This is a genomic window from Spongorhabdus nitratireducens, from assembly GCA_947387575.1.
In the GTDB taxonomy this organism is placed as follows: domain Bacteria; phylum Pseudomonadota; class Gammaproteobacteria; order Pseudomonadales; family Endozoicomonadaceae; genus CANDOC01.
Map to the genome: position 1 here is coordinate 319,634 of CANDOC010000006.1, position 21,029 is coordinate 340,662.

21 protein-coding genes are annotated in these 21,029 nt (G+C 51.5%); 15 read left to right on the forward strand and 6 right to left on the reverse strand.

Annotated elements, in window-relative coordinates; translation table 11 throughout:
• Nucleotides 1–33 precede the first annotated feature (33 nt).
• The 3 genes from ACYZZ0_RS13310 to ACYZZ0_RS13320 form a co-directional block, all read right to left on the reverse strand.
• Nucleotides 34–933: a hypothetical protein gene (locus tag ACYZZ0_RS13310; RefSeq protein ID WP_461537126.1), complete on the reverse strand. Its 900-nt coding sequence runs from the start codon at nucleotides 931–933 to the stop codon at nucleotides 34–36.
• 152 nt (nucleotides 934–1,085) lie between these two features.
• A complete protein-coding gene (locus ACYZZ0_RS13315) occupies nucleotides 1,086–1,382 on the reverse strand; it encodes a hypothetical protein (protein ID WP_461537127.1) in 297 nt (98 codons plus the stop codon).
• A gap of 57 nt (nucleotides 1,383–1,439) precedes the next feature.
• Nucleotides 1,440–1,997, reverse strand: coding sequence for a DUF2062 domain-containing protein (locus ACYZZ0_RS13320; RefSeq protein ID WP_461537128.1), 558 nt, complete (start codon nucleotides 1,995–1,997; stop codon nucleotides 1,440–1,442).
• A gap of 160 nt (nucleotides 1,998–2,157) precedes the next feature.
• Between ACYZZ0_RS13320 and ACYZZ0_RS13325 the strand changes: the two genes are divergently transcribed.
• The 8 genes from ACYZZ0_RS13325 to murB all read left to right on the forward strand — a co-directional run bounded on the left by ACYZZ0_RS13325 (nucleotide 2,158) and on the right by murB (nucleotide 9,419).
• Nucleotides 2,158–4,494, forward strand: a complete 2,337-nt coding sequence (locus tag ACYZZ0_RS13325) for a DNA internalization-related competence protein ComEC/Rec2 (protein ID WP_461537158.1) — start codon at nucleotides 2,158–2,160, stop codon at nucleotides 4,492–4,494.
• A gap of 204 nt (nucleotides 4,495–4,698) precedes the next feature.
• The gene (locus ACYZZ0_RS13330; protein WP_461537129.1) at nucleotides 4,699–5,376 is read left to right on the forward strand and encodes a MotA/TolQ/ExbB proton channel family protein; all 678 of its coding nucleotides are present in this window, start codon (nucleotides 4,699–4,701) and stop codon (nucleotides 5,374–5,376) included.
• Nucleotides 5,373–5,798: an ExbD/TolR family protein gene (locus ACYZZ0_RS13335; protein WP_461537130.1), complete on the forward strand. Its 426-nt coding sequence runs from the start codon at nucleotides 5,373–5,375 to the stop codon at nucleotides 5,796–5,798. The genes ACYZZ0_RS13330 and ACYZZ0_RS13335 overlap by 4 nt, the downstream gene beginning before the upstream one ends.
• 28 nt (nucleotides 5,799–5,826) lie before the next feature.
• Nucleotides 5,827–6,885 carry a tetraacyldisaccharide 4'-kinase gene (gene lpxK / locus ACYZZ0_RS13340; RefSeq protein WP_461537131.1) on the forward strand — a complete coding sequence of 353 codons (1,059 nt, stop codon included), beginning with the start codon at nucleotides 5,827–5,829 and terminating at the stop codon, nucleotides 6,883–6,885.
• 67 nt (nucleotides 6,886–6,952) lie between these two features.
• Nucleotides 6,953–7,135 carry a Trm112 family protein gene (locus ACYZZ0_RS13345; RefSeq protein ID WP_461537132.1) on the forward strand — a complete coding sequence of 61 codons (183 nt, stop codon included), beginning with the start codon at nucleotides 6,953–6,955 and terminating at the stop codon, nucleotides 7,133–7,135.
• Nucleotides 7,136–7,138: 3 nt separating this feature from the next.
• Nucleotides 7,139–7,912, forward strand: coding sequence for a 3-deoxy-manno-octulosonate cytidylyltransferase (gene kdsB / locus ACYZZ0_RS13350; RefSeq protein WP_461537133.1), 774 nt, complete (start codon nucleotides 7,139–7,141; stop codon nucleotides 7,910–7,912).
• Nucleotides 7,909–8,382: a low molecular weight protein-tyrosine-phosphatase gene (locus ACYZZ0_RS13355; protein ID WP_461537134.1), complete on the forward strand. Its 474-nt coding sequence runs from the start codon at nucleotides 7,909–7,911 to the stop codon at nucleotides 8,380–8,382. The genes kdsB and ACYZZ0_RS13355 overlap by 4 nt, the downstream gene beginning before the upstream one ends.
• Nucleotides 8,379–9,419, forward strand: a complete 1,041-nt coding sequence (gene murB, locus ACYZZ0_RS13360; protein WP_461537135.1) for a UDP-N-acetylmuramate dehydrogenase — start codon at nucleotides 8,379–8,381, stop codon at nucleotides 9,417–9,419. The genes ACYZZ0_RS13355 and murB overlap by 4 nt, the downstream gene beginning before the upstream one ends.
• A gap of 89 nt (nucleotides 9,420–9,508) precedes the next feature.
• Here the strand turns inward: murB and rne are convergent, their stop codons facing one another.
• Nucleotides 9,509–12,781 carry a ribonuclease E gene (rne, locus tag ACYZZ0_RS13365; RefSeq protein WP_461537136.1) on the reverse strand — a complete coding sequence of 1,091 codons (3,273 nt, stop codon included), beginning with the start codon at nucleotides 12,779–12,781 and terminating at the stop codon, nucleotides 9,509–9,511.
• Nucleotides 12,782–13,368: 587 nt separating this feature from the next.
• Entirely contained in the window at nucleotides 13,369–13,506 is a 138-nt protein-coding gene (locus ACYZZ0_RS13370; protein WP_461537137.1) for a hypothetical protein, read from the reverse strand.
• 302 nt (nucleotides 13,507–13,808) lie between these two features.
• On the opposite strand from ACYZZ0_RS13370, the gene rluC reads away from it, so the two are divergent.
• The 3 genes from rluC to ACYZZ0_RS13385 all read left to right on the forward strand — a co-directional run bounded on the left by rluC (nucleotide 13,809) and on the right by ACYZZ0_RS13385 (nucleotide 17,216).
• Nucleotides 13,809–14,804, forward strand: a complete 996-nt coding sequence (rluC, locus tag ACYZZ0_RS13375) for a 23S rRNA pseudouridine(955/2504/2580) synthase RluC (RefSeq protein WP_461537138.1) — start codon at nucleotides 13,809–13,811, stop codon at nucleotides 14,802–14,804.
• Nucleotides 14,805–14,876: 72 nt separating this feature from the next.
• A complete protein-coding gene (locus ACYZZ0_RS13380) occupies nucleotides 14,877–15,878 on the forward strand; it encodes a S49 family peptidase (protein WP_461537139.1) in 1,002 nt (333 codons plus the stop codon).
• A 150-nt stretch (nucleotides 15,879–16,028) separates the two neighbouring features.
• Nucleotides 16,029–17,216 (forward strand): hypothetical protein, encoded by a 1,188-nt coding sequence (locus ACYZZ0_RS13385; protein ID WP_461537140.1) that lies wholly within the window; start codon nucleotides 16,029–16,031, stop codon nucleotides 17,214–17,216.
• On the opposite strand, the gene ACYZZ0_RS13390 is transcribed toward ACYZZ0_RS13385, so the two are convergent.
• The gene (locus ACYZZ0_RS13390) at nucleotides 17,208–17,810 is read right to left on the reverse strand and encodes a Maf family protein (protein WP_461537141.1); all 603 of its coding nucleotides are present in this window, start codon (nucleotides 17,808–17,810) and stop codon (nucleotides 17,208–17,210) included. The two genes, ACYZZ0_RS13385 and ACYZZ0_RS13390, sit on opposite strands and share 9 nt — an antisense overlap.
• 386 nt (nucleotides 17,811–18,196) lie before the next feature.
• Between ACYZZ0_RS13390 and ACYZZ0_RS13395 the strand changes: the two genes are divergently transcribed.
• The 4 genes from ACYZZ0_RS13395 to fabG all read left to right on the forward strand — a co-directional run bounded on the left by ACYZZ0_RS13395 (nucleotide 18,197) and on the right by fabG (nucleotide 20,962).
• Complete coding sequence (locus tag ACYZZ0_RS13395; RefSeq protein ID WP_461537142.1) at nucleotides 18,197–18,742, forward strand: YceD family protein; 546 nt, start codon at nucleotides 18,197–18,199, stop codon at nucleotides 18,740–18,742.
• A 15-nt stretch (nucleotides 18,743–18,757) separates the two neighbouring features.
• The gene (gene rpmF / locus ACYZZ0_RS13400) at nucleotides 18,758–18,940 is read left to right on the forward strand and encodes a 50S ribosomal protein L32 (protein ID WP_461537143.1); all 183 of its coding nucleotides are present in this window, start codon (nucleotides 18,758–18,760) and stop codon (nucleotides 18,938–18,940) included.
• Nucleotides 18,941–19,166: 226 nt separating this feature from the next.
• Nucleotides 19,167–20,108, forward strand: a complete 942-nt coding sequence (gene fabD, locus ACYZZ0_RS13405) for an ACP S-malonyltransferase (RefSeq protein ID WP_461537144.1) — start codon at nucleotides 19,167–19,169, stop codon at nucleotides 20,106–20,108.
• A 107-nt stretch (nucleotides 20,109–20,215) separates the two neighbouring features.
• Entirely contained in the window at nucleotides 20,216–20,962 is a 747-nt protein-coding gene (gene fabG / locus ACYZZ0_RS13410; protein ID WP_461537145.1) for a 3-oxoacyl-ACP reductase FabG, read from the forward strand.
• Nucleotides 20,963–21,029 lie beyond the last annotated feature (67 nt).

Genomic DNA, 21,029 nt, shown 5'->3' on the forward strand with positions numbered 1-21,029 from the left:
GCCTCTCTCATGATATGAGAGAGGCTAGTTGTTTTAACGATGAATAGAGAATATGCCACAGCAGCCAGGGGTTGGGCTTGTTGAACGATATGTCGTGTAATTATGTAGTTGCCACTCTTTGCGACTACTTCTGATGCCTCCTCTATCCATATAATTTCCCCCCTCAAGCTCTTCCTCGAAAGGTATTGTGAGGACTGGCTTGTCGCTGAGGTCTTCTTCCGGTTTGTACTCTGTTGTTAGCTCTCCCCGGGTTGCTGCTAAAACTAACAAAGCCCTCATTTCTCCTGGTTGTTTTTTTAAAACAAACATCTTGCTTTTTATTTCTGTATTTTCAGAATATTCATAATGAAATCGGGCTTCTAAAAATGCAGACATCTCCGGAAGTATAACTTCTATAGTAGTTTTAATTCCATGCTCAGCCTTGGATAATGGATTTGTTGCTGCTGTTCTATTCATGATAATTATTTTTGTCTTTTCAGGCATATATAAGCTTGATGATAATAAAAAATCCCATAAAGCTCCGTGCTCTCTGCTTTCACTGGTAAAGTCAGGGTTAAGGTATAGAAGTATGCAATGAGACAAAAATATCAAATTAGGTATTGATTCAGAATCGTCGTGCTCTTGATCTACCATGAAAGGAGAGTCTGGGTATAAAGTGAATTTTTCAGGAAGGCTACATGTTCTCTTCAGTCGTGAAGGTGCATCTTTTGGATTAGTAAAAGCAGCAGTAATAGTCGTTTTTTTCTTGTTTTTTGGTTTGGTAAAGGACAAAGAAAAACATGGAGATTCATTTTCTTCTAGTGTTATTTTTTCTTGCCACGGGAATAAATCGTGATCAAAGGTCATCGCTGCACATTCACAGGGAAGTAAGATGATTAGAGCTAATAAGAAATCAAAACTTCGCACATAATATCTATGGGTAGGTTTTTTCATTACCAACTCTTTCCTTTTAAATAAAGAAGGTAATGTTATAAATAGCAGGCAAGAAGAAATTTGATTGTTTTTTTCTGTAGTGGATTACTTGAAGGATTCACATTTAAATATGGGGTATTGAATAAACAGTACCCCCATGAACTTAAGACTTTTTAACCCTGCTGAAACGTCGCCGGATCAATAGCAATCCCCAGTGAACGTTTGTCTATCCGCAGTTGTTTACCTTTCTCCTGGAAGCGGAAGCAAATGTAGTCACCTTCCGAGACATCCAGTGTTTTATCTCCGGTCAGATACTGATACTCAGTGTCTTCTACCGTGAGGGTGTGAATATAGTATTCCGGCATCCCCAGCCAGTCGTTGAACGGACCTTCGGTGGTGACGCTCTGCAGGGTGCCGCGTCCCTGTTGCTTCTGTACGCGGCGACGCCCGGCATAGCCTTTGTAGCTCATAACAAATCTACCGTGAAATGGGTATACCGCAGGCGGGTATAACGATCAAAACCTGCTTCAGTGGGATTTACGCGAGTGCTTGCTGCACGGGGCGGAGTCCCTGAAACGTTTATTGATGCGGGCCCGCCAGCTGCGTATGACATGAATGCGCCAGTAAACGCGGATCAGGACATAACTCAGGCTGCCGAAAATCAGCCCGCATACAATCGACCCCAGATACAGGGGTTTCCAGATATGCTGCAGCCCGGTGGTCAGCCAGTCAAGTGACATTTCAAATCCTGCCTCATTCACTGGCGTGTTGAGCAACAGGCAGCCTACCTTGTAGGTAAAGTAGAACATGGGGGGCATGGTGAGCGGATTGGTAATCCAGACCAGTGCAACCGAGAGCGCAACATTGGCCCGGAAGACCAGTGCCAGCACCGCGGCAACCACCATCTGAAAAGGAATAGGGATAAAGGCGGTAAAAATCCCGAGAAAAAAAGCGCTGGCAACTGACCGGCGGTTAAAGTGCCACAAGTTGGCATCATGTAGAAAGCGACCCAGAAAACGCAGAGACTTGTGGCCCCTGATTTTTTCCGGATCCGGCATATAGCGCTTGATCAGTTTCTTTGCCATGAATCTTTCTGTCGGCTAAATCCTGAAACCCTGTATTGTCCGGCGGACAGGCTGAAGGCGAGCTATTATGCCCGTGCCTGAACAGAAACACTAATGGTGTGCGGAAAATAGCACACAGCACAGTATTTTTACCGGAGTCAGTCCATCTATGCGTGCAGGGATGTTGGCATTTTCCCTTGGTATTTTGTCTGCTGCGATATTATCTGCTTCGACAGTAAGATCAGTTGAAGAACTTCTGCCCTGGTTGCCGCTTTCTGCCTGCCTGATTATTTTGACGCTGCCATCGCGGTTCAGGTTCCAAGGTCTAATGATAATTCTATGTTATTTTTTGGGACTGCACCGTGTCGTTTCATGCAGTAATGAATATTTCAGTCGGCTGTTGCCGGAGTCACTGGAAGCTGTATCCCTGAATGTGTCTGGTACCGTGCTTGATGTACCTCGCTGGCAGGGTGATAAAGCCCGGTTTCTTTTCCATGCAGAAGCTGCTCAGGGTGAGCAGGGTGAGCAATGGTCAGGTATTACCCTCCTGAATTGGTATGAAGCACCTGCTTTGTACCCCGGTGACTTTCTGCAACTGACCGTCAAGTTACGGCGGGTTCATGGTTTTGCCAGCCCGGGAGCAATGGATTATGAAGCCCGAATGCTGCGCGAAGGTGTTCTGGCAACCGGTTATGTTGTTCAGGGGCAAGTGGTTGGAGCCAGTGAGTCATTCAGGTTTGCCCTTCCGCGTATCCGGCAACACATGGGCCAGTGGTTCATCGATATACCGCAGCCGGCAGGTGGCTTGCTGAGAGCCTTGCTGACTGGCGACCGGCAGGATATTAGTGCAGAGCAGTGGGAAGTGTTGGGTAAAACCGGAACCGCTCATCTGGTTGTTATTTCGGGGCTGCATATCGCGCTGCTTGCTGCGTTGGGATATGGCTTCACCGCTTTATTGTTTCGGCTGGGGCTCTGCCCGGGCTTTATGCCGTTGCCTCGTCTGGGTGCTTTGGTCGGACTGGTGCTGGCAGTGGGTTATGCGCTGATAGCCGGGATGGGGCTGCCGGTACAACGTGCCTTGATTATGCTGGCTGTTGCCTTGTCAGGGAAAATCACCGGGCTTGAGTTCAGGCCTTCAACCCTGTTGCTGGTGGCCTTTTGTCTGGTACTGGCAATTGATCCGCTGGCATTTACCTGTTGCGGATTCTGGTATTCGTTTGTGGCTGTCGCGGCGTTGCTGCTGGGACTCTCGGGGCGGCCGGGTTTCAAATCAGGCTGGTTATATCCTCAACTACTTGTTTTCATTGCTCTAACATCCCTGCTGGCTACAAATATGCAGCCGGTTTCCCTTATATCGCCTTTGATCAATCTTGTCGCCATTCCCCTGATTGGACTGGTTTTTGTTCCCTTGCTATTGCTCTGGGCTTTTCTGCAGAGTGTACTGCCTGTCGATATCAGCTCCGGACTGCTGTTGCTGGCTGAAATCCTGAATATCGGATTTGGTTGGCTTGAGTACTGCGCCAGCGACTTGTGCTCGGGGGCATCACTGCCAATGCCTGGTTTAACGGCAATGATCTGTGCCCTGGCGGGTAGCTTACTGTTACTGCTGCCGGCAGGTTCGGGGTTGCGCTGGATTGCATGGATATTCTTTCTGCCCTGGTTGCTTCCTTCACTGCAACGCCCCGAACATGGCGGAGTACGCCTGACTCAGCTGGATGTAGGGCAGGGGCTCGCTTTGGCTCTTCAGACCAGAAATCATGCACTGCTTTATGACACCGGTGATCGTTTCAGTGACAGTTTTACGGCAGCAGATGCAGTTGTTCTACCGTATTTGGCATCAGTCAGGCAACGTGACCTGGATATGCTGATCGTGTCCCATGGTGACCGGGACCACAGTGGTGGTGTGGACGCTATCTGTAATGCTTTAAAGCCTGTTCAGATTTTAGCGGGTATGCCGGAATTACTGCCTCAACGAATAGCATCCCGCCAATGTATGCCGGGACAAAGCTGGGAGTGGGATGGTGTCAGTTTTCGTATTTTGTCTGGCAAGGCAGAAGGTATAGCTAATGACCGTTCCTGTGTACTGCTGGTAGAGACAGGGAGCGGTAATATATTGCTAACCGGTGATATTACCCGCCGGCAGGAAAGGTGGCTGGTAAACAGCTATCCGGATTTGAAGGCGAAAGTCATCACAGTGCCGCATCATGGCAGTAAGACGTCATCATCCGATGAGTTTCTGGATCAGCTTCAGCCGCAGCTGGCACTGGTTTCTGCCGGGTACCGGAATCGCTTCAGGCATCCCGCTACGACGGTAATGGATAGAATGAGTGAACGGAATATCTGTGTGATGAAGTCTGCAGATCTCGGGTCGCTGGAGGTGAGCCTGGAAAATAATCAGATTTCAGTGAAAAGTTACCGGTTTGCGATGGATCGTCTCTGGTGGAAGGCGCAGGGTTTCACAGATAAAAGATGCACTCCGGGCCAAGAGAGTAGAGTGCCCGTCAAAAATAATGGCTGATTGCCGCAGCTCATACGGAAATCCGGATTAATATGTTAGAGTCTGATTTTCTGGTTTTATTATAATGCTGCCTGTTTTGCCGGATGTGGGTAGTGACAGTTCAATATTGGATTTCCTGCAGGACAAGAGAACGGTTCAGATCAGAATCGTGTTCTGAGGAATATCACCAGGGAATGGTTTCAATATTAGGGAGAGTACAACTCAGTGCTGCAAATCGTACAATCCGGTGGCTGGCTGATGCTGCCAATTATTCTCTGCTCGGTGATTGCCACGGCAATTGTCATCGAGCGTATGTGGACCTTGCGCGCGAACCGGATCGCTCCCCGGGACTTGCTGTCCAGAGTCTGGGAAACAGTAAAGCATCGTCGCATGAATCAGCAGCAGTTGCAGACGCTGCGTGATGGCTCTCCGCTGGGTGAAATTCTGGCAGCCGGCCTGGGTAATGCTCGCTACGGCCGTGAGATTATGAAAGAGAGTATTCAGGAAACCGCCAGCAAGGTGATCCATGACCTTGAACGTTACCTGAATACCCTGGGTACTATTGCTGCTGTAGCTCCATTGCTGGGTTTGCTGGGCACAGTGATCGGTATGATCAAGGTCTTCACTGCCATCATGCTACAGGGAACAGGTAATGCCCAGATACTGGCAGGGGGTATATCCGAGGCGCTGATTACTACGGCTGCAGGCTTGACCGTAGCGATTCCTGCACTGTTTTTTCATCGCTTTTTCGTCCGCCGGGTTGAAGAACTTGTCGTTACCATGGAGCAGGATGCGACCCGACTGGTAGAAGTGGTGCAGGGTGAACGCCGGGCAGAAGGTGCCAAGGGGATTGATACAGAAGGGGGTGACCATCAGGCTTCTGGCCATGGGGCTCACTCATGAAGTTCCGGCGACAGGTGCAGCAGGAAGTCAATATCAACCTGACCCCGCTGATCGATGTGGTATTCCTGCTGCTGATCTTCTTTATGGTCAGTACCACATTTACCCGGGAAACCCAGTTAAGCATTGATTTGCCCCAGGCGTCCGGACAGGAAGCCCAGCGTGAGCCAAAACAGGTTGAAATTGTTATTGGTCGCAGTGGCGACTTTGCAGTGAATGGCAGGGCGCTGGTCAATAGTAAAGATACAACCCTGAAGGCAGCCATTGAATCAGCTTCCGGTAATGACAATACCTTGCCACTGATTATTACTGCTGATGCCACCGCCCCCTATCAGGCTGTGGTGACAGCGATGGATATGGCGGGGCAGCTTGGCTTTGTCCATATCAGTATGACCACCCGCAAGCCTTCAGGAGAAGACGGGTAGTGATCGAAGGAAAGATGTTTTCGGGTTCATGAAACAGATTGAACAGCTTATTCTGCGCGGCTGGTATCAGGGCGCCTGGTGGATCATTTTGCTGGCTCCGCTGGGCTGGCTGACTGCTTTTGTAGCAAGGCGCCGGTACCGCAAGTATCTGGCGGAACGAGATAACCAATATAGACCGCCTGTTCCCGTTGTTGTGGTGGGCAATATTACTGTTGGCGGAACCGGCAAGACGCCGTTTGTTGCCGCGCTGGTGGCGCAGCTGAAGCAGCAGGGGCTGGCACCGGGCATTATCTCCAGAGGCTATGGCAGCCAGACCGAACAATACCCTCGACTGGTAACCGCTGCTGATGATGCTTCCGAAGCGGGTGATGAGCCGTTAATGCTGGCCCGCATGACCGGGGTACCGGTTGTGATTGATCCCAACCGCCTGCAGGGACTGAAATATCTGCTGGAGAGTCAATCCTGTGATGTGGTTATCAGTGATGACGGGCTGCAGCACTATAGCTTACCCCGGGATCTGGAAATTGTGGTGCTGGATGGGGAAAGGCAGCTGGGAAACGGTCGTTGTCTTCCCGCAGGTCCTTTACGTGAACCGGCAGAGAAGCTGAAACAGGTTGACTGGTGTGTGACCAATGGCATTGCGCAGGGCTGGAATAATCGGGTGCCTGTGCAGCAAATGACTCTGTGTGCGGGTGAACTGGTTTCGCTGCAGACAGGGCAGAACCAGTCAGTAGATCAGCTGCAGAAACAGTACGGTACGGCCCATGCTGTCGCGGGTATTGGCAACCCTGAGCGCTTTTTCAGAAGCCTTGAGCAGGCCGGTTGGACTATCATTCGTCATCCTTTTCCTGATCACCATGCCTATGAACCGTCAGATCTGGCGTTCGGGGATGAACTACCGGTCATAATGACTGAAAAAGATGCGGTAAAATGCCATCACTTTGCTGCTTCAGAAGGGCTGGAAAACAGCTGGTATTTACCGGTTGAAGCCAGATTTGAAGCGGATTTTATGCAGACCTTGACCGGGCAGATAATGAACCTGGTTCAACAAAAACAGTCCAAATCCTTTGAAAACAGGGACTGTTGAGGCAAGGTCCGTTGCAGATTGATATGCTGAGCCCCGGGTATCAGGGGCTGTTAGGGAGTTGATTTTCGTGGATAACAAGCTGTTTGAAATCCTGGCCTGCCCTTGCTGTAAAGGGGCTCTGAAGTTTGAACGCGATAGCAAGGAGCTGATCTGCCGCCCCTGTGGTCTGGCCTATCCGATTCGTGACGATATTCCGGTGATGCTGGAAAATGAGGCCCGCACCCTGTCTGCTGAGGAACGGGTGGACTGAGCCATGTCATATTCCGTAATTATTCCGGCTCGCTTTGGTTCCAGCCGGCTGCCCGGCAAGCCATTAATGGATATTGCCGGCAAGCCGATGGTGCAGCACGTATGGGAGCGTGCCTGTGAGTCCGCTGCCGAGCGAGTGGTTATTGCCACTGATGACGAGCGTATTATGCGTGCTGCCGAGGGTTTTGGTGCCGAGGCTGTATTGACGCTGGCTTCACACCCTTCAGGTACTGACCGGTTGCATGAGGTCGTTACCAAACTGGGGCTGGCTGACGATGAAATCGTCGTTAATGTTCAGGGTGATGAACCGCTGATTCCGGCAAAGATTATTGATCAGGTGGCCGGTAACCTGCGCCAGCATGAACAGGCTTCCGTCGCTACCCTGTGTGAGCCGATCCATGATGCCCGTGATGTTTTTGATCCTCATATCGTCAAGGTGATTACTGACCGTGACGGTCATGCCATGTACTTCAGCCGTGCGGCAATGCCCTGGGCTCGTGATGCATTTGCGGTCGAGCGGGAAAACCTGCCGGAAAGTCACCTGTTCCAGCGTCATATCGGGCTTTATGCCTACCGTGTCGGCCTGCTGAAAGAATATGTCACCTGGGGTACCTGCCCGCTGGAAGAGCTGGAGTCACTGGAGCAACTGCGAGTGTTGTGGAATGGCCACCGGATTCACGTCGATGTTGCGCTTGAAGCTCCGGCTGCCGGTGTTGATACCCAGTCAGATCTGGAAAGTGTACGACGTCTGGTGGAGGCTCGTGACGCACTGGCATGAAAAAACGGATTTTATTTGTCTGTCTGGGGAATATCTGCCGTTCCCCGGCAGCCGAAGGCGTATTCAGGGAAAAGGCACGTCGTGCCGGCCTGCTTGATCAGCTTGAAATAGATTCAGCCGGAACTGGTGCCTGGCATGAAGGTGAAGCGCCTGACCGGCGGATGCAAAAAGCTGCTCGGGCACGAGGTTATGATCTTTCACCGTTGCGTGCGCGACAAACGACAGCAGATGATTTTTCCGGTTTTGATTATATCTTTGCAATGAATCGGGAGAATCTCGCCAACCTGAAGCAACAGGCGCCGGCGGATTGTCAGGATCGTATCAGTTTGTTTCTGGCACTGGCTCCTGAGCTTGATATCAGTGAAGTGCCGGATCCCTACTATGGCGGTGCACAGGGATTTGATCAGGTGCTCGACCTGGTTGAATCCGCTTCCGATCAGTTAATCCTTCAGTTGCAGGAAAGCAAATGACGGCCTCTGAATCTGCAACCCTGCAGCAGAATGTTTCACTCAAACCCTTCAACACGCTAGGGCTTGATGTGCCCGCCCGCTATTTCTCCGAAGCCTCTTCTGTTACCGATATTGTTGCGTTGTCAAAGCAGGCAAATGCCCTGGGTGTACCACTGGTGCCTCTGGGTGAGGGTAGCAATGTTGTTTTGTCCGGACCGTTGAATGCGCTGGTGATGCCGATTCGGCTTATGGGTAAGTCGTACTCTGAGGGTGAAGGCAGTGATGAGGTGATTGTAGAAGCGGCTGCCGGTGAAAGCTGGCATCCCTTTGTGCAGTGGACGCTGGAGCAGGGCTTTTACGGTCTGGAAAACCTGTCTCTGATTCCCGGTACAGTGGGGGCTGCGCCGATTCAGAATATCGGTGCCTATGGCGTTGAGATCAAGGACTGTTTCCACAGTCTGGATGCGCTGGTGCTGGAGACCGGCGAAGTCGTTACTTTCAGTCTGGAAGACTGTGCTTTTGGTTATCGTGACTCTTTTTTCAAAAATAAAGGGAAAGACGGTTACGTTATTCTCAAGGTGCGTTTTCGCCTGAGTAGAACCCTTAAGCCCAAACTGTCCTACGGCGGACTGCAGCAGATGCTGGCAACCCAATTGGGTGACGCTGAGCCTTCTGGGCAGGATATCAGCGATGCGGTGATTTCAACCCGTAACAGCAAGTTGCCTGATCCGAAAACATTGGGAAATGCTGGCAGTTTTTTCAAAAATCCGGTTATTGCATCGGACCAGGCTGAAAAACTGAAAGCAGAATTTCCCCAGTTGGTGATGTTTCCGGTATCTGACACAAAGGTCAAGCTGGCTGCTGGTTGGCTGATTGATTACTGTGGTTTCAAAGGTTATCAATATCAGGGAGCTGCCGTTTATCACAAGCAGGCGCTGGTACTGGTGAATGAAGCGGGTGCTGAGCCAGATTCAATTCTTGGGCTGGCTGTTCTTATTCAGAAACAGATAAAAGAAACCTTTGGAGTTACCCTGGAAATAGAGCCCAGAGTTTATTGAAGCGAAACCACTGACAACAAGACAAATAAAAAAGGCATGCCAGTCTGGCATGCCTTTTTTATTGGAGAGGGAGCTAGCTCCCTCTCATCTTACTGCTGCTGAGTTTCAGAAGCGACATTGTCGCTCTTTTTCTCAATCACGACTTCGGTCGTAATAGTTGCAGTTTCTGCAGCAGGTTTCTCGGCATCAGCTTCGACAGTCACTGCTGTTTCTGCTTCAGGTGCCTTGATTGCTGCGACTGTTTCAACTTCAACTGTCACTGTTGCACGCTCTTCAGGTTGTTCCTGAGCAACAGTTGCTGCTTTGGTTTCAGTAGCCGGGTCAACAGCTGCTTCAGCTTGAGTCGGTGCGGTTTCAGCCGGAGCCTTGCTCTCTTCTGCTTTCACTACTTCAACAGCCGCTTCGGCGCTGACAGCTTCTACTGCCGGAGCAGGCTCTACAGTTTCACTCTGAGCTTCTTTTGCAGTAGCTTCAGCTTCACGCTGACGGCGCATCATTTCACGTGGGTCGTTATGAGCACGACGAGTGCGGCGACGACGAGGTGCAGGCGCTTCGGCTTCAGTAGTGGCTTTTGCTTCAGGCTGCTTAGCTGTTTCAGTCTTCTCTGCAGTTTCTACTACTGCGGACTGTTCCGCTGCAGGAGCTTCAGTCTGAGTTGTAACTTCAACAACAGTTTCTGCTTTCGCTGCTGGTTGCTGAGCTTCCACTACAGGCTGCTCATCTGCCGGTTGCTGAGCAGGGGCTGTTGCTTCAGCAGGTTGTTCTGCTACCGCAGGCTGCTGTTGCTCGGCTTTCTTGGCTGCTGCTTTTTGGGCTGCCAGCCGCTCGGCCTTTTCTCTTCTGGACGGACGGCGCTCACGTGGCTTGCGTGGCTGGGCTTCAGAAACTTCTTCAGCAACAACCGGCTTGGCAACTTCAGCTTCAGACTGTACCTGTTTCTGCTCTGGCTCTGCGGCCTGAACTGGCTGCTCGACTTTTGCCTGAGGTTTGGCTTGAGCTTCAGCCTGAGGCTGAGTTTCAACTGCAGCGACAGGAGCAACGGCTTCAGGTGCTGCTTTCTTTTCCTGTTTGGGCTGCTGAGGTGCCTTCTGCTGCTTGGCCGGCTTGGTTTCAGCAACCGGTTTGGCAGGAGCCTGAGCTTCAGGGGCCTTGTTCTCTACTACAGGCTTTTCAGCAGCAGGTGCTGGGGCTGCAACAGGGGCGACTGGCTGCTGTTGTACCTGAGTTTCCACCTGAGGAGCCTGAGCTTGCTGCTGTTCAGGCTGCTGAGTCTGAGCCTGCTCGCGCATGGACGGACGGTTGTTGCGACGGCGACGGTTCAGGTTGCGTGGGCGACGCTGACGTTCCGGCTGGCCGCTTTCTACAGTCACGTCCTGGGGCGGCTGCAGGACAAAATCGGTCTTCTGCTGTTCGGCCTTCTGCTGCTTGCGCTGGCGAGGCTGACGATCCTGTTTGTCCTGCTTGTCACGACGGTTATCGCGGCGATTGTCACGACGGTTGTCGCTACGGCCTTCAGCATCCTGGCGGCGTTCGTCACGACGTTCATCGCGGCGCTCATCCCGACGATTATCCTGACGGCGTTCATTGCGCTGGTTGCGGCGATTTTGCTGGCGGTTCTGGGAACCACGCTGGCCTTGCTTCTGCTGTTTTTTCTGAGACTGTTCAGGCTGCTCTGCTTCGCTGCCAAAGATGCGGCGCAGACCCTTCATCAGCCCGCTCAGCAGACCTTCGCTTTCTGCCGCTGGCTTCGGTGAAGGCGGAGTCGGGGTGACCGCTTTAACTACAGCTTCAGGCTTCTTCTCAACCTGACGGGCGCGGGTCAGTTCCGGCTCGCTTTCTGCACCTTCTACTTCGGTGCTGATGGCATAGCTGGTTTCAGACAGAGACACATGATCATCACGCAGGCGCTGTACTTCAAAGTGCGGCGTATCCAGGTTGGCGTTTGGAATAACGACAATGCGGATCTGGTGGCGCTTCTCGATACGGGCAATACCCTGGCGCTTTTCGTTCAGCAGGAAGGTGGCAACAGAAACCGGTACCTGGGCACGGATTTCGGAAGTGCGTTCCTTGAAGGCTTCTTCTTCCAACAGGCGCAGGATAGACAGGGCCAGAGATTCGATATCACGAATAGTGCCCTGACCATTACAGCGAGGGCAGACCACACCGCTGGTTTCGCCCAGAGATGGACGCAGGCGCTGACGGGACATTTCCAGCAGGCCAAAGCGGGAGATGCGACCCAGCTGCACCCGGGCACGGTCAACCTGCAGTGCATCACGAATGCGGTTTTCCACTTCGCGCTGGTTACGGCTGTTGGTCATGTCGATAAAGTCGATCACGATCAGGCCACCGATATCCCGCAGGCGCAGCTGGCGGGCAATTTCGTCTGCCGCTTCAAGGTTGGTATTCAGTGCGGTTTCTTCAATATCGCCACCGCGGGTAGCGCGGGCCGAGTTGATATCGATGGAAACCAGTGCTTCGGTAGGATCGATAACGATAGAGCCACCGGAAGGCAGCTGCACTTCACGTTGGAACGCGGTTTCGATCTGGGCTTCAATTTGGAACCGGTTAAACAGCGGAACGGTATCCTGATACAGCTTGACCTTGTTTTCGTACTGGGGCATGACCCGACGGATAAAGGTCAGCGCCTTGTCATAGGCTTTCTGGCTGTCGATTAGCACTTCGCCGATATCCTGACGCAGGTAGTCACGGATCGCGCGAATAATGACATTGGACTCCTGATAGATCAGGAACGGTGCCTGGTTAGCTTCAGAAGCATCCTTGATGGAGTTCCATACCTGCAGCAGGCAGTCCAGGTCCCATTGTAGCTCTTCTGCAGAACGACCCAAGCCTGCTGTACGGGCAATAACACCCATGTCAGCCGGAGTTTTAAGCTGGCTCATGGCTTCCCGCAGCTGGGCACGCTCATCACCTTCAATGCGGCGGGAGATACCACCGGCACGAGGGTTGTTGGGCATCAGCACCAGGTAGCGGCCGGCAAGACTGATCAGGGTAGTCAGAGCAGCACCTTTATTGCCACGCTCTTCCTTATCTACCTGAACAATGATTTCCTGACCTTCCTTGACTACGTCACGGATATTCGGGCGGCCACCACCGGTATTACGGTTCAGGAAGTATTCGCGGGAGATTTCCTTGAGAGGCAGGAAGCCGTGACGCTCGGCGCCGAAGTCAACAAAAGCGGCTTCGAGGCTGGGTTCGACGCGGGTGATGCGTCCTTTATAGATATTGGCCTTTTTCTGTTCCCGTGCCCCGGATTCAATATCCAGGTCGAACAGGCGCTGGCCGTCGACCAGTGCAACACGCAGCTCTTCTTGCTGGGTTGCGTTAATCAGCATTCTTTTCATTGGGTACCAGTTTTTTCATGAGGGCTGTCCTGCCTCAAGTGGCACCACCTGTCATACCTCACTCCACAGAAAATCAGGTTGGTAAACCTGGTGGAGTGTCGGCTGACGGCCATCAGTCCTGCTTCCGGATATGACGCGCCGAGTTTTTATAACCGGCGCCGGAGCAGCGATATGAGCTGTCAGGTATAGCTGCCTGATTCATGCTGTTTCAGGCAAAACAGTAAAGATGCTGGGACAGTTGATATTACCTGTTGTCGCCGCGGTGTCCCGGCTTGGTCATCTATATGCAATCGACCAGCTATTATGGGCACACCATTCTTTCTGAGCTTCCGCTTCTGTCACCCGGGCGATGTCTGCTGCTGTTACGGATCGGCGTTACCTGCAGTCAGAACACCCATGCTCCGGGGCTGCTCGTGGCTTTTGAGTCTCTGTCCTCTGACACTCTGCTGTTTCACGGGATCTGGCCCGTGACATCACTATACTTTTTAAGACATTCTGGCGCCTGCTCGGGGCAAGGCAGCACGTTAACCTTAAATTTCCAGATTACGCTTGCCAATTTAACCTGTCATCCACGACCAAACACCCATTCATCCCTGCTGCCATTCCGGCCATTCAATGTCGCGGTGCAGGAGGAATAAGGGCGGGCGAGAACCTGGAAATTGGCAATCTTTCCTTTCATTCTCCGGGTTGATCACGGTGCGCTTGCCGATAATCACTTCCAGCATGAATGCTTCCAGTGAAAGTATCGACATCTGCATTGCAATGCCTGTTCTTCAGGGTTGACCGCAGTGTACTGGCTATCCGTCCCGGATTTCTTGAATCAATGACCGTGCCGGATTAAAGAGCTTTTCGGCTGGTCGGTAACTTCCCCGCTGTCAGGCAGTACAAACCTGTAATTAACTTTGGGGTAGTGAAGCAAATATAACAACAATCCCAAGCCCCTTCAAACAATGACTGTTAAATGCTGCGAGTTGTGCCGTGGTGTTCCGGGGCGTTAATCAGGCGTCAAACCTGATAAGATAGCCTTATGATGAGACAGAATTCTTCCGAATCCACCCCCGCAGCATCTGCTGGTGTTCGTCGCCTGACAATTGATGCTGACCAGGCCGGGCAACGCCTGGATAATTATCTCAGCTCCCGTATGAAGGGAGTTCCGAAGTCGCGCCTGTATCGCCTTGTCCGAAAGGGCGAGGTCCGGGTTAATGGCAAGCGGGCCAAGCCCGATACCCGACTGGAGAATGGTGATCTGGTGCGGATCCCGCCGGTCAGAGTGCGTGAGAGTGCACCTGAGCCTAATGTGCCGGACAAACTGGCGCAGAAGCTGGAGCAGGCCATTCTGCTGGAAACACCTGCATTGCTGGTACTTAACAAGCCTTCCGGGCTGGCAGTCCATGGTGGCAGTGGTATCAATCTGGGTGTAATTGAAGCCCTGCGCAAGATTCGCCCGGATGTACCGGGTCTTGAGCTGGTACACCGGCTGGACCGGGATACCTCCGGCTGTCTGGTGGTTGCCAAGAAACGCAGTATGCTGCGTCATCTGCATGCCCAGTTCCGCGATGACAAGGTACAGAAAACCTATCAGGCTCTGGTTGCCGGACGCTGGCCGGCCCGTCGTCAGTCAGTAGCTGCACCCTTGAAGAAAAATGAACTGAAATCCGGTGAGCGGGTTGTACGGGTCAGTCAGGATGGCAAGGCGTCCCTGACCAACTACAAAGTTGAGTCACGTTTCGGCGATATCACGCTGGTACAGGCGATGCCAAAAACCGGACGCACCCACCAGATTCGGGTACATTGCCAATATGCAGGGCATCCGATTATGGGTGATCCCAAGTATGGCGATGACCGCTCAGAGCAGCAGACCAAAGATGCCGGTTTGAAGCGCCTGTTCCTGCATGCTGCCAGGCTGGAGTTTGCCCTGCCTGACGGTGAGGAGGTTGTCGTGAATGCTCCGCTGGCGCCTGAGCTGAAAACTGTGCTCAAGGGGCTGGCGCAACGTCGCAGCGATAACGGTCAAAATAGCTAAAAATTTGATGATTCGGTTTGCTGGTTTCAAGTGCCAGCAAACCACTGTGCAAGTGGTAACGGGGGTTTCCATATGGGACTTTGGCGCTCTTCTGCCAATAATAATGATGAGCTGATGGCGGGAACCTCCGGTTCTGAGGAATCTCGCCTGTTGCGTGAACTGCTGGTGACTCAACAGAAAGATCAGCGTCGAGATCGTCGCTGGCGGATCTTTTTCCGACTGATGGGCTTTGGCTGGTTGTTCCTGATTACCTGGGCGCTGATGAGTGGTGGCAGCGGCGTCAAGACGTCAGCTGCAACAGAGGCTGCGACACATGTTGGTCTGGTTGATGTGCGTGGTCCGATTGGTGCAGCCGAAGAGGCAAATGCTGATCTGATCGTGACAGCACTGCGTGGTGCGTTTGAAGCGCCGGCCAGCAAAGCGGTTGTGCTGCGAATTAACAGTCCGGGCGGCAGTCCTGTGCAGTCTGGTTATGTTTATGATGAAATCAGTCGCCTGAAAGCGTTATATCCTGAAAAAAAGGTTTATGCCGTTATCAGCGATATCGGTGCTTCCGGTGCGTATTATATTGCTGCCGCAGCAGATGAAATTTATGCCGACAAGGCCAGTATGGTTGGTTCTATCGGAGTTGTTTCTTCCGGGTTTGGTTTTGTCGAGGCGATGAAAAAGCTGGGAATCAGCCGTCGTACCTATACCTCTGGCGAGTACAAGGATTTTATGGATCCGTTCCAGCCTCAGGAAAAGGCAACGGTTGCTCATTGGCAGAGCACTCTGGATAACGTGCATCAGCAGTTTATCAAGGCGGTACGTGACGGGCGAGGCGAGCGTCTGAAAGAAGATAAAAAGACCTTTTCCGGTCTGGTCTGGACCGGTGAACAGGCGCTGGATCGCGGGCTGATTGATGGGCTGGGTAGTACCTCATTTGTTGCCCGGGAAGTTATCGGGGTTGAAAAGTTGGTTGACTATACCGTAACTCCGAGTCCGCTGGAGCGTTTTGCCAAGCAGTTGGGAGCGGGGGCGGGACAGGTGTTGGCCACTTCGCTGGGTCTCGAGAATAATATTCTATTGCGCTAATAGTGCTATCAAAAGCAGCAGCCGGAAAGGTTGCTGCTTTTTAACCCTTATCTCTCTTCTGTTGCTCTCTCCCTCACCCAGTACTTTCATATAATCTGATCAGATTGTTCTATATTCCTTTAGCTGGGCGCTCAAAAACAGAAAAAAAATATGATTTTTTTTAATCGGTTGATGAAAAGTTCTTTTGGGAGCTTTTTGTTTTATCTGTTTTTAATACCTCCTCATGCGTGGAGTGAGGGGTATAGTGTTTGGTTGTTTGAAACTGCTCAAACTTGCAGCTTGTCAGAAATGAGTGAATGGCCGACAGGCCGAAGGTGGCTGGGGGCAGCCTTTGTCAGAGTAGAGCGTTCTGCAAAAGGGTTCGGATTGAATCTTCAGTATAAGAGTCTTGCAAGAGAAAAAGATCGAATTTGTCAGGGGCTGCCGGCCAGCATCGCAGGGATAAGTCTGAATCAGTCTGCAAAAAGGAATACTGTTTTCCACTCCTTTTGTTATGAGCAAAGAACCGGGGGCAATGCATCCTACATTATCCCTATGCATGAAACATTTTATTTGAAGTTTCCTCTTGCTGAGTCATGCGGTTCGGTCGAAGCAAAGCGGCCTTTTCTTATATATAAAAGCTGTTTTACCACTGGGGAGGGTGCTCAGTGTCATTTTTTTCCAATTCATCTGTTTTTGGTTCACAAAATATCTGAAATAGAAATATGCAGAGACTATTTTTTGAATCAACTGGGGCTTCAGGATGTCTTTTTTTTGTATACCGGTAATACGGGATGGGTTCAGGCTATTAACAGAATTGAGCGATTGGACGGAAAAATCTTACCGGTTGAAATATATCATGATCAATGGGAGTCGAGGCAGGCGATTATCTACCAGTTTTATTATCAGGATGCGTTAATGGCGAGACATCTTGTCGCAGAATTGGCAATGGAAAATTTGCCGGGAGATATAAGAAAAACGCTCTATTTTAATTTCATGATTCCCGGGGGGCGCCAGCTATGGTATTCGCGCCTGCCACGGATGCTCCCACTGGAAGAGTATAAAGAGAATCTGAGGATACGGCAGGAAAAGCTGCAGTGTATGATCGATTCATCAATCTCTGTGGTTGATAATACAGCTTATGGTGCGTTTGCTGTGAAAGATGGGGGGGCTGGAAGTGAACACTGTACCAGCCCTGTAATGCATCGAGATGTCTTTGTCCGCCCCCCGGAAAAAGCTACTCTGGCGTCAATTCAGGAAGTTGAAGGTTCTGATTACGTAACACTTGATCCGGGCTGGAAGGAAAGGGAAAGATCAATGCAGGCTGAAATGCCTTTACAGCAAGTGGATTCAAAGTGATATGCCATGCTGTTGCAAGAGTGTTGTTAATTGAATAAGTGGCAAGCCAACCAGTGAATTCGGGTCAGACCCATGGATATACTCCAGCAGGGTAATGCCAAGTCCTTCTGTTTTGATGCTTCCGGCACAATATAGAGGTGCATCTTTTTGAGTGTAGTCCTCAATTTGTTGCTGGTTTAGATTGCGGAACTTTGTGTCGCAGGTATCAAGTATGTAATCAGATTTTCCAGTTGCGGTGTTCCATACGCATAGTCCGGTCATAAAGCGCACAGTTTTTCCTGACTGAGCCTGCAGTTGTTGTATGGCCTTTTCTTTTGTTCCGGGTTTTCCAAGAACTTCACTACCGAGCACCGCCAACTGATCCGATGCGATAATCAGTGCGTTGTTATGGCGTTGAGCAACAGCAGCCGCTTTTTCTATGGTCAGTCTCTGCACAAGTGATATCGGTTCTTCTCCCGGTTGTCTGGTCTCATCAATATCTGGTGAATCGGTAATAAAAGGAACCTGGAGTTTTTCAAGTAGCTGTTTTCGATAAATAGAACTGGAAGCCAGTACCAGCTGTAAAGATGGGGTGGGGGTTGCGTTGTCTGCCATATAGAAGGTGTCTTGTATGGGGTCGTGAAATTCAATCAGAGTATTATAAGGGTTTTTCTGACCGAGGGTGACGCCAGTATGCTTCTGGCTTGAGCAGAGTTCAGGTCTGAACATCTGGTAAGTAAGGACGGTCGGCCACCAATAGTTAAATAATGTCGGCACCCGTGATAGTCGGTCTAAAATGAGCAGTAATTCTGAAGTTTAGCGCCATCAGTCTGTGAAGTTTCGAGCTGTCTGGCCTGATGCTGCAAGTATTCCAGCTGCCTCCTGCAACCCTCTTATGCGGGGACTGCCAGCCGTGTTGTTGAAAATACCTGTTCATAGCTGCAGATCCTTACCCCAATACTTTTGACAGAACAAGGGCTTGCCCCTATTATTGCGCGCTTATGTTAGACGGGCAGATACCACATACAGTCGAGCCGAGGAAATTAGCCCGGCAAGACGTTCGGTTTGATGGCGAAGTGGCCGTAACCGTGCTGAAACGGTTGCAGCAGTCTCTGGTTGACTCCGATGGCGCTATCCGCGTGCAGCTTCACTTTTTCCGCGATCTGGAAGGACGAACCTGCATTGAAGGTACGCTCGGGGGTGAACTGGCGATGGAGTGCCAGCGCTGTCTCGAACCGGCAAAGGTGAACGTAGAGTCAGAAATCAGTCTGGCGGTGGTGTGGAATGATGATCAGGCCAAAGCCCTGCCATCCCACCTGGAACCGCTGGTCGTGACCGAAGACAGTACAAGCCTGTGGGATTTGATCGAGGACGAGGTCATTCTTGCCTTGCCGCTGATCCCCGGACATGATGACGACGCCTGCCGGGCCGGACTCATATATACCACTGATCCTGAAGGGAACCTGTATCCCGAGGAAGAGGTCAGTGACAAAAAACAGAACCCTTTTAGTGTGCTTGCCGGGCTGAAGCCGGGTGGCAACGACTGAACTCAGGAGAATCAAATGGCTGTTCAGAAGAACCGTAAAACTCGTTCCAAGCGCGACATGCGCCGCTCCCACGACGCGCTGACCGCTCCGGCCCTGTCCGTAGACGCCAGCACCGGTGAAACCCACCGTCGTCACCACATGACTCCAGACGGTTTCTTCAAAGGCCGTCAGATTGTTGCAGGCAAGGGCGAAGAGTAATTCTTCCTGCCAGGCCGGCAGCCGCCGGCCTGCATCCTGCTTTTTCTTTTTCTGATCCTTCCCTGCTGTGAGTCGTTGAGCTCACATTTTGTATATAGTTAATGATTTTTCGAAGCGATACACAGGTATCGTCAGACTGTAATCATATATATACATAAAATTACTCATTTTTCTCCATTCTTCTCTTATAATGGCCGCTCAAAATTGCAGGCTATATAGCACGGATATGACGCAGATTACCGGTTTTGTTTTTCCTGGTCAGGGCTCTCAGCAAGTAGGAATGCTGGCAGAACTGATAGAAAAATATCCCGTTGCCCGGGATACCTTTACTGAAGCCTCTGAAGTCCTCGGCTTTGATCTGGCAGGTATGGTAGCCAATGGCCCTGCTGAGCAGCTGAACGAAACAGCCAATACCCAGCCTGCATTGCTGGCAGCCGGTGTGGCTGTATGGCGGGTATGGAATGAGCTCGGTGGCACCAAGCCGGCTTGTCTGGCCGGTCATAGTCTGGGTGAATACACCGCCCTGGTTTGTGGCGGTGCAATCAGCTTCGCTGATGGTCTGAAGATTGTACGTCTGCGTGGTCAGTACATGCAGCAGGCAGTACCTGCCGGCGTTGGTGGCATGGCTGCGATTATCGGTCTGGACGATGATGCGGTAAAAGAAATTTGCACCAAAGCTGCCGGTGACAAAGTAGTTGAAGCGGTTAACTTCAACGCACCGGGTCAGGTCGTTGTTGCCGGTCACGCTGAAGCAGTTGAACAGGCTTCTGCGATGGCGAAGGAGAGTGGCGCCCGAATGGTAATGCCGCTGCCGGTAAGTGTACCGTCGCACTGCTCGCTGATGACCGATGCTGCTGAAAAACTGGCAGCAGCGCTGGCTGATGTCGAGATCAAACTGCCGGAGATTCCGGTACTGCACAACAGCAGTGTTGCTGTCGCTGAATCTGCAGACGAGCTGCGTGCCCGTCTGGTAGAGCAGCTGCACAGCCCGGTACGTTGGGTTGAGACTGTGCAGAAGATGATCACTGAATACCAGATCGAGCAGTTTGCTGAATGTGGTCCGGGCAAGGTGTTGTCTGGTCTGAGCAAGCGTATCGCCCGTCGTGCTCCCATCGCTGTACTGGAAAATGTAGCTACGCTGGAGCAACTGGCTCAGGGTAGCGAATAACACCGCTCGACAGACTCGTCAGATCTGAGTGAATTTCCCCGCAAAACTGCTGTCTTTGAATGCAGCAGTTTTGTGTTTATCAGATTTTCGGAAACGGATTAGAGAATATGAGTGCTCAGGAAGCAAAAGTTGCCCTGGTAACGGGTGCCAGCCGAGGTATTGGTCAGGCCATCGCTCAACAGCTGGCTGCACAGGGTTTTAAAGTCGTTGGTACGGCTACCACTGAATCAGGTGCCGAGCGCATCACCGCTGCCTTCGCAGAGAAGGGGCTGGAAGGTCGTGGTTGCTGCCTGAATGTCACCGATGCTGACTCTATCGAAGCGACACTGGCTTTCGTTAAAGACACCTACGGTGTACCGACTGTACTGATCAATAATGCCGGTATTACCCGTGACAATCTGCTGATGCGGATGAAAGACGATGAGTGGGAACAGGTAATGGAAACCAACCTGTCTTCTGTATTCCGTCTGTCCAAGGCCTGCATGCGCGGCATGATGAAAGCCCGCTGGGGTCGTATTATCAACATCGGCTCTGTTGTAGGTCAGATGGGTAACCCGGGTCAGAGCAACTATGTTGCTGCCAAGGCCGGTGTGGAAGGTTTTTCCCGTGCACTGGCAAAAGAAATTGCAGGACGCGGCGTAACGGTAAATACTGTTGCACCGGGTTTTATTGACACAGATATGACCAAAGCGCTTCCCGAAGCGCAGCGGGAATCCCTGACTCAGGCTATTCCTGCTGGTCGACTGGGTTCTCCGGAAGATATCGCTGCCGCTGTACTGTTTCTGGCCAGCGATGCGGCATCTTACATCACCGGTGAGACTCTTCATGTAAATGGCGGAATGTATATGGGCTAATTTTCGTAATTGGTTGCAAAACCAGTACGAACTTGGCTTGATATTGTTCGGATCGTTTATATAAACT

Excerpts from the sequence above, each read along its gene's own strand:
- rpmF (WP_461537143.1), top strand. The coding sequence starts at position 18,758 with ATGGCTGTTCAGAAGAACCGTAAAACTCGTTCCAAGCGCGACATGCGC.
- ACYZZ0_RS13310 (WP_461537126.1), bottom strand. The coding sequence starts at position 933 with ATGAAAAAACCTACCCATAGATATTATGTGCGAAGTTTTGATTTCTTA.
- ACYZZ0_RS13335 (WP_461537130.1), top strand. The coding sequence starts at position 5,373 with ATGAAGTTCCGGCGACAGGTGCAGCAGGAAGTCAATATCAACCTGACC.
- murB (WP_461537135.1), top strand. The coding sequence starts at position 8,379 with ATGACGGCCTCTGAATCTGCAACCCTGCAGCAGAATGTTTCACTCAAA.
- ACYZZ0_RS13390 (WP_461537141.1), bottom strand. The coding sequence starts at position 17,810 with ATGGCAGACAACGCAACCCCCACCCCATCTTTACAGCTGGTACTGGCT.
- ACYZZ0_RS13355 (WP_461537134.1), top strand. The coding sequence starts at position 7,909 with ATGAAAAAACGGATTTTATTTGTCTGTCTGGGGAATATCTGCCGTTCC.
- ACYZZ0_RS13395 (WP_461537142.1), top strand. The coding sequence starts at position 18,197 with ATGTTAGACGGGCAGATACCACATACAGTCGAGCCGAGGAAATTAGCC.
- ACYZZ0_RS13315 (WP_461537127.1), bottom strand. The coding sequence starts at position 1,382 with ATGAGCTACAAAGGCTATGCCGGGCGTCGCCGCGTACAGAAGCAACAG.
- fabG (WP_461537145.1), top strand. The coding sequence starts at position 20,216 with ATGAGTGCTCAGGAAGCAAAAGTTGCCCTGGTAACGGGTGCCAGCCGA.
- kdsB (WP_461537133.1), top strand. The coding sequence starts at position 7,139 with ATGTCATATTCCGTAATTATTCCGGCTCGCTTTGGTTCCAGCCGGCTG.
- ACYZZ0_RS13320 (WP_461537128.1), bottom strand. The coding sequence starts at position 1,997 with ATGGCAAAGAAACTGATCAAGCGCTATATGCCGGATCCGGAAAAAATC.
- ACYZZ0_RS13380 (WP_461537139.1), top strand. The coding sequence starts at position 14,877 with ATGGGACTTTGGCGCTCTTCTGCCAATAATAATGATGAGCTGATGGCG.
- lpxK (WP_461537131.1), top strand. The coding sequence starts at position 5,827 with ATGAAACAGATTGAACAGCTTATTCTGCGCGGCTGGTATCAGGGCGCC.
- ACYZZ0_RS13370 (WP_461537137.1), bottom strand. The coding sequence starts at position 13,506 with ATGCTGGAAGTGATTATCGGCAAGCGCACCGTGATCAACCCGGAGAAT.
- rluC (WP_461537138.1), top strand. The coding sequence starts at position 13,809 with ATGATGAGACAGAATTCTTCCGAATCCACCCCCGCAGCATCTGCTGGT.
- rne (WP_461537136.1), bottom strand. The coding sequence starts at position 12,781 with ATGAAAAGAATGCTGATTAACGCAACCCAGCAAGAAGAGCTGCGTGTT.
- ACYZZ0_RS13385 (WP_461537140.1), top strand. The coding sequence starts at position 16,029 with ATGATTTTTTTTAATCGGTTGATGAAAAGTTCTTTTGGGAGCTTTTTG.
- fabD (WP_461537144.1), top strand. The coding sequence starts at position 19,167 with ATGACGCAGATTACCGGTTTTGTTTTTCCTGGTCAGGGCTCTCAGCAA.
- ACYZZ0_RS13325 (WP_461537158.1), top strand. The coding sequence starts at position 2,158 with ATGTTGGCATTTTCCCTTGGTATTTTGTCTGCTGCGATATTATCTGCT.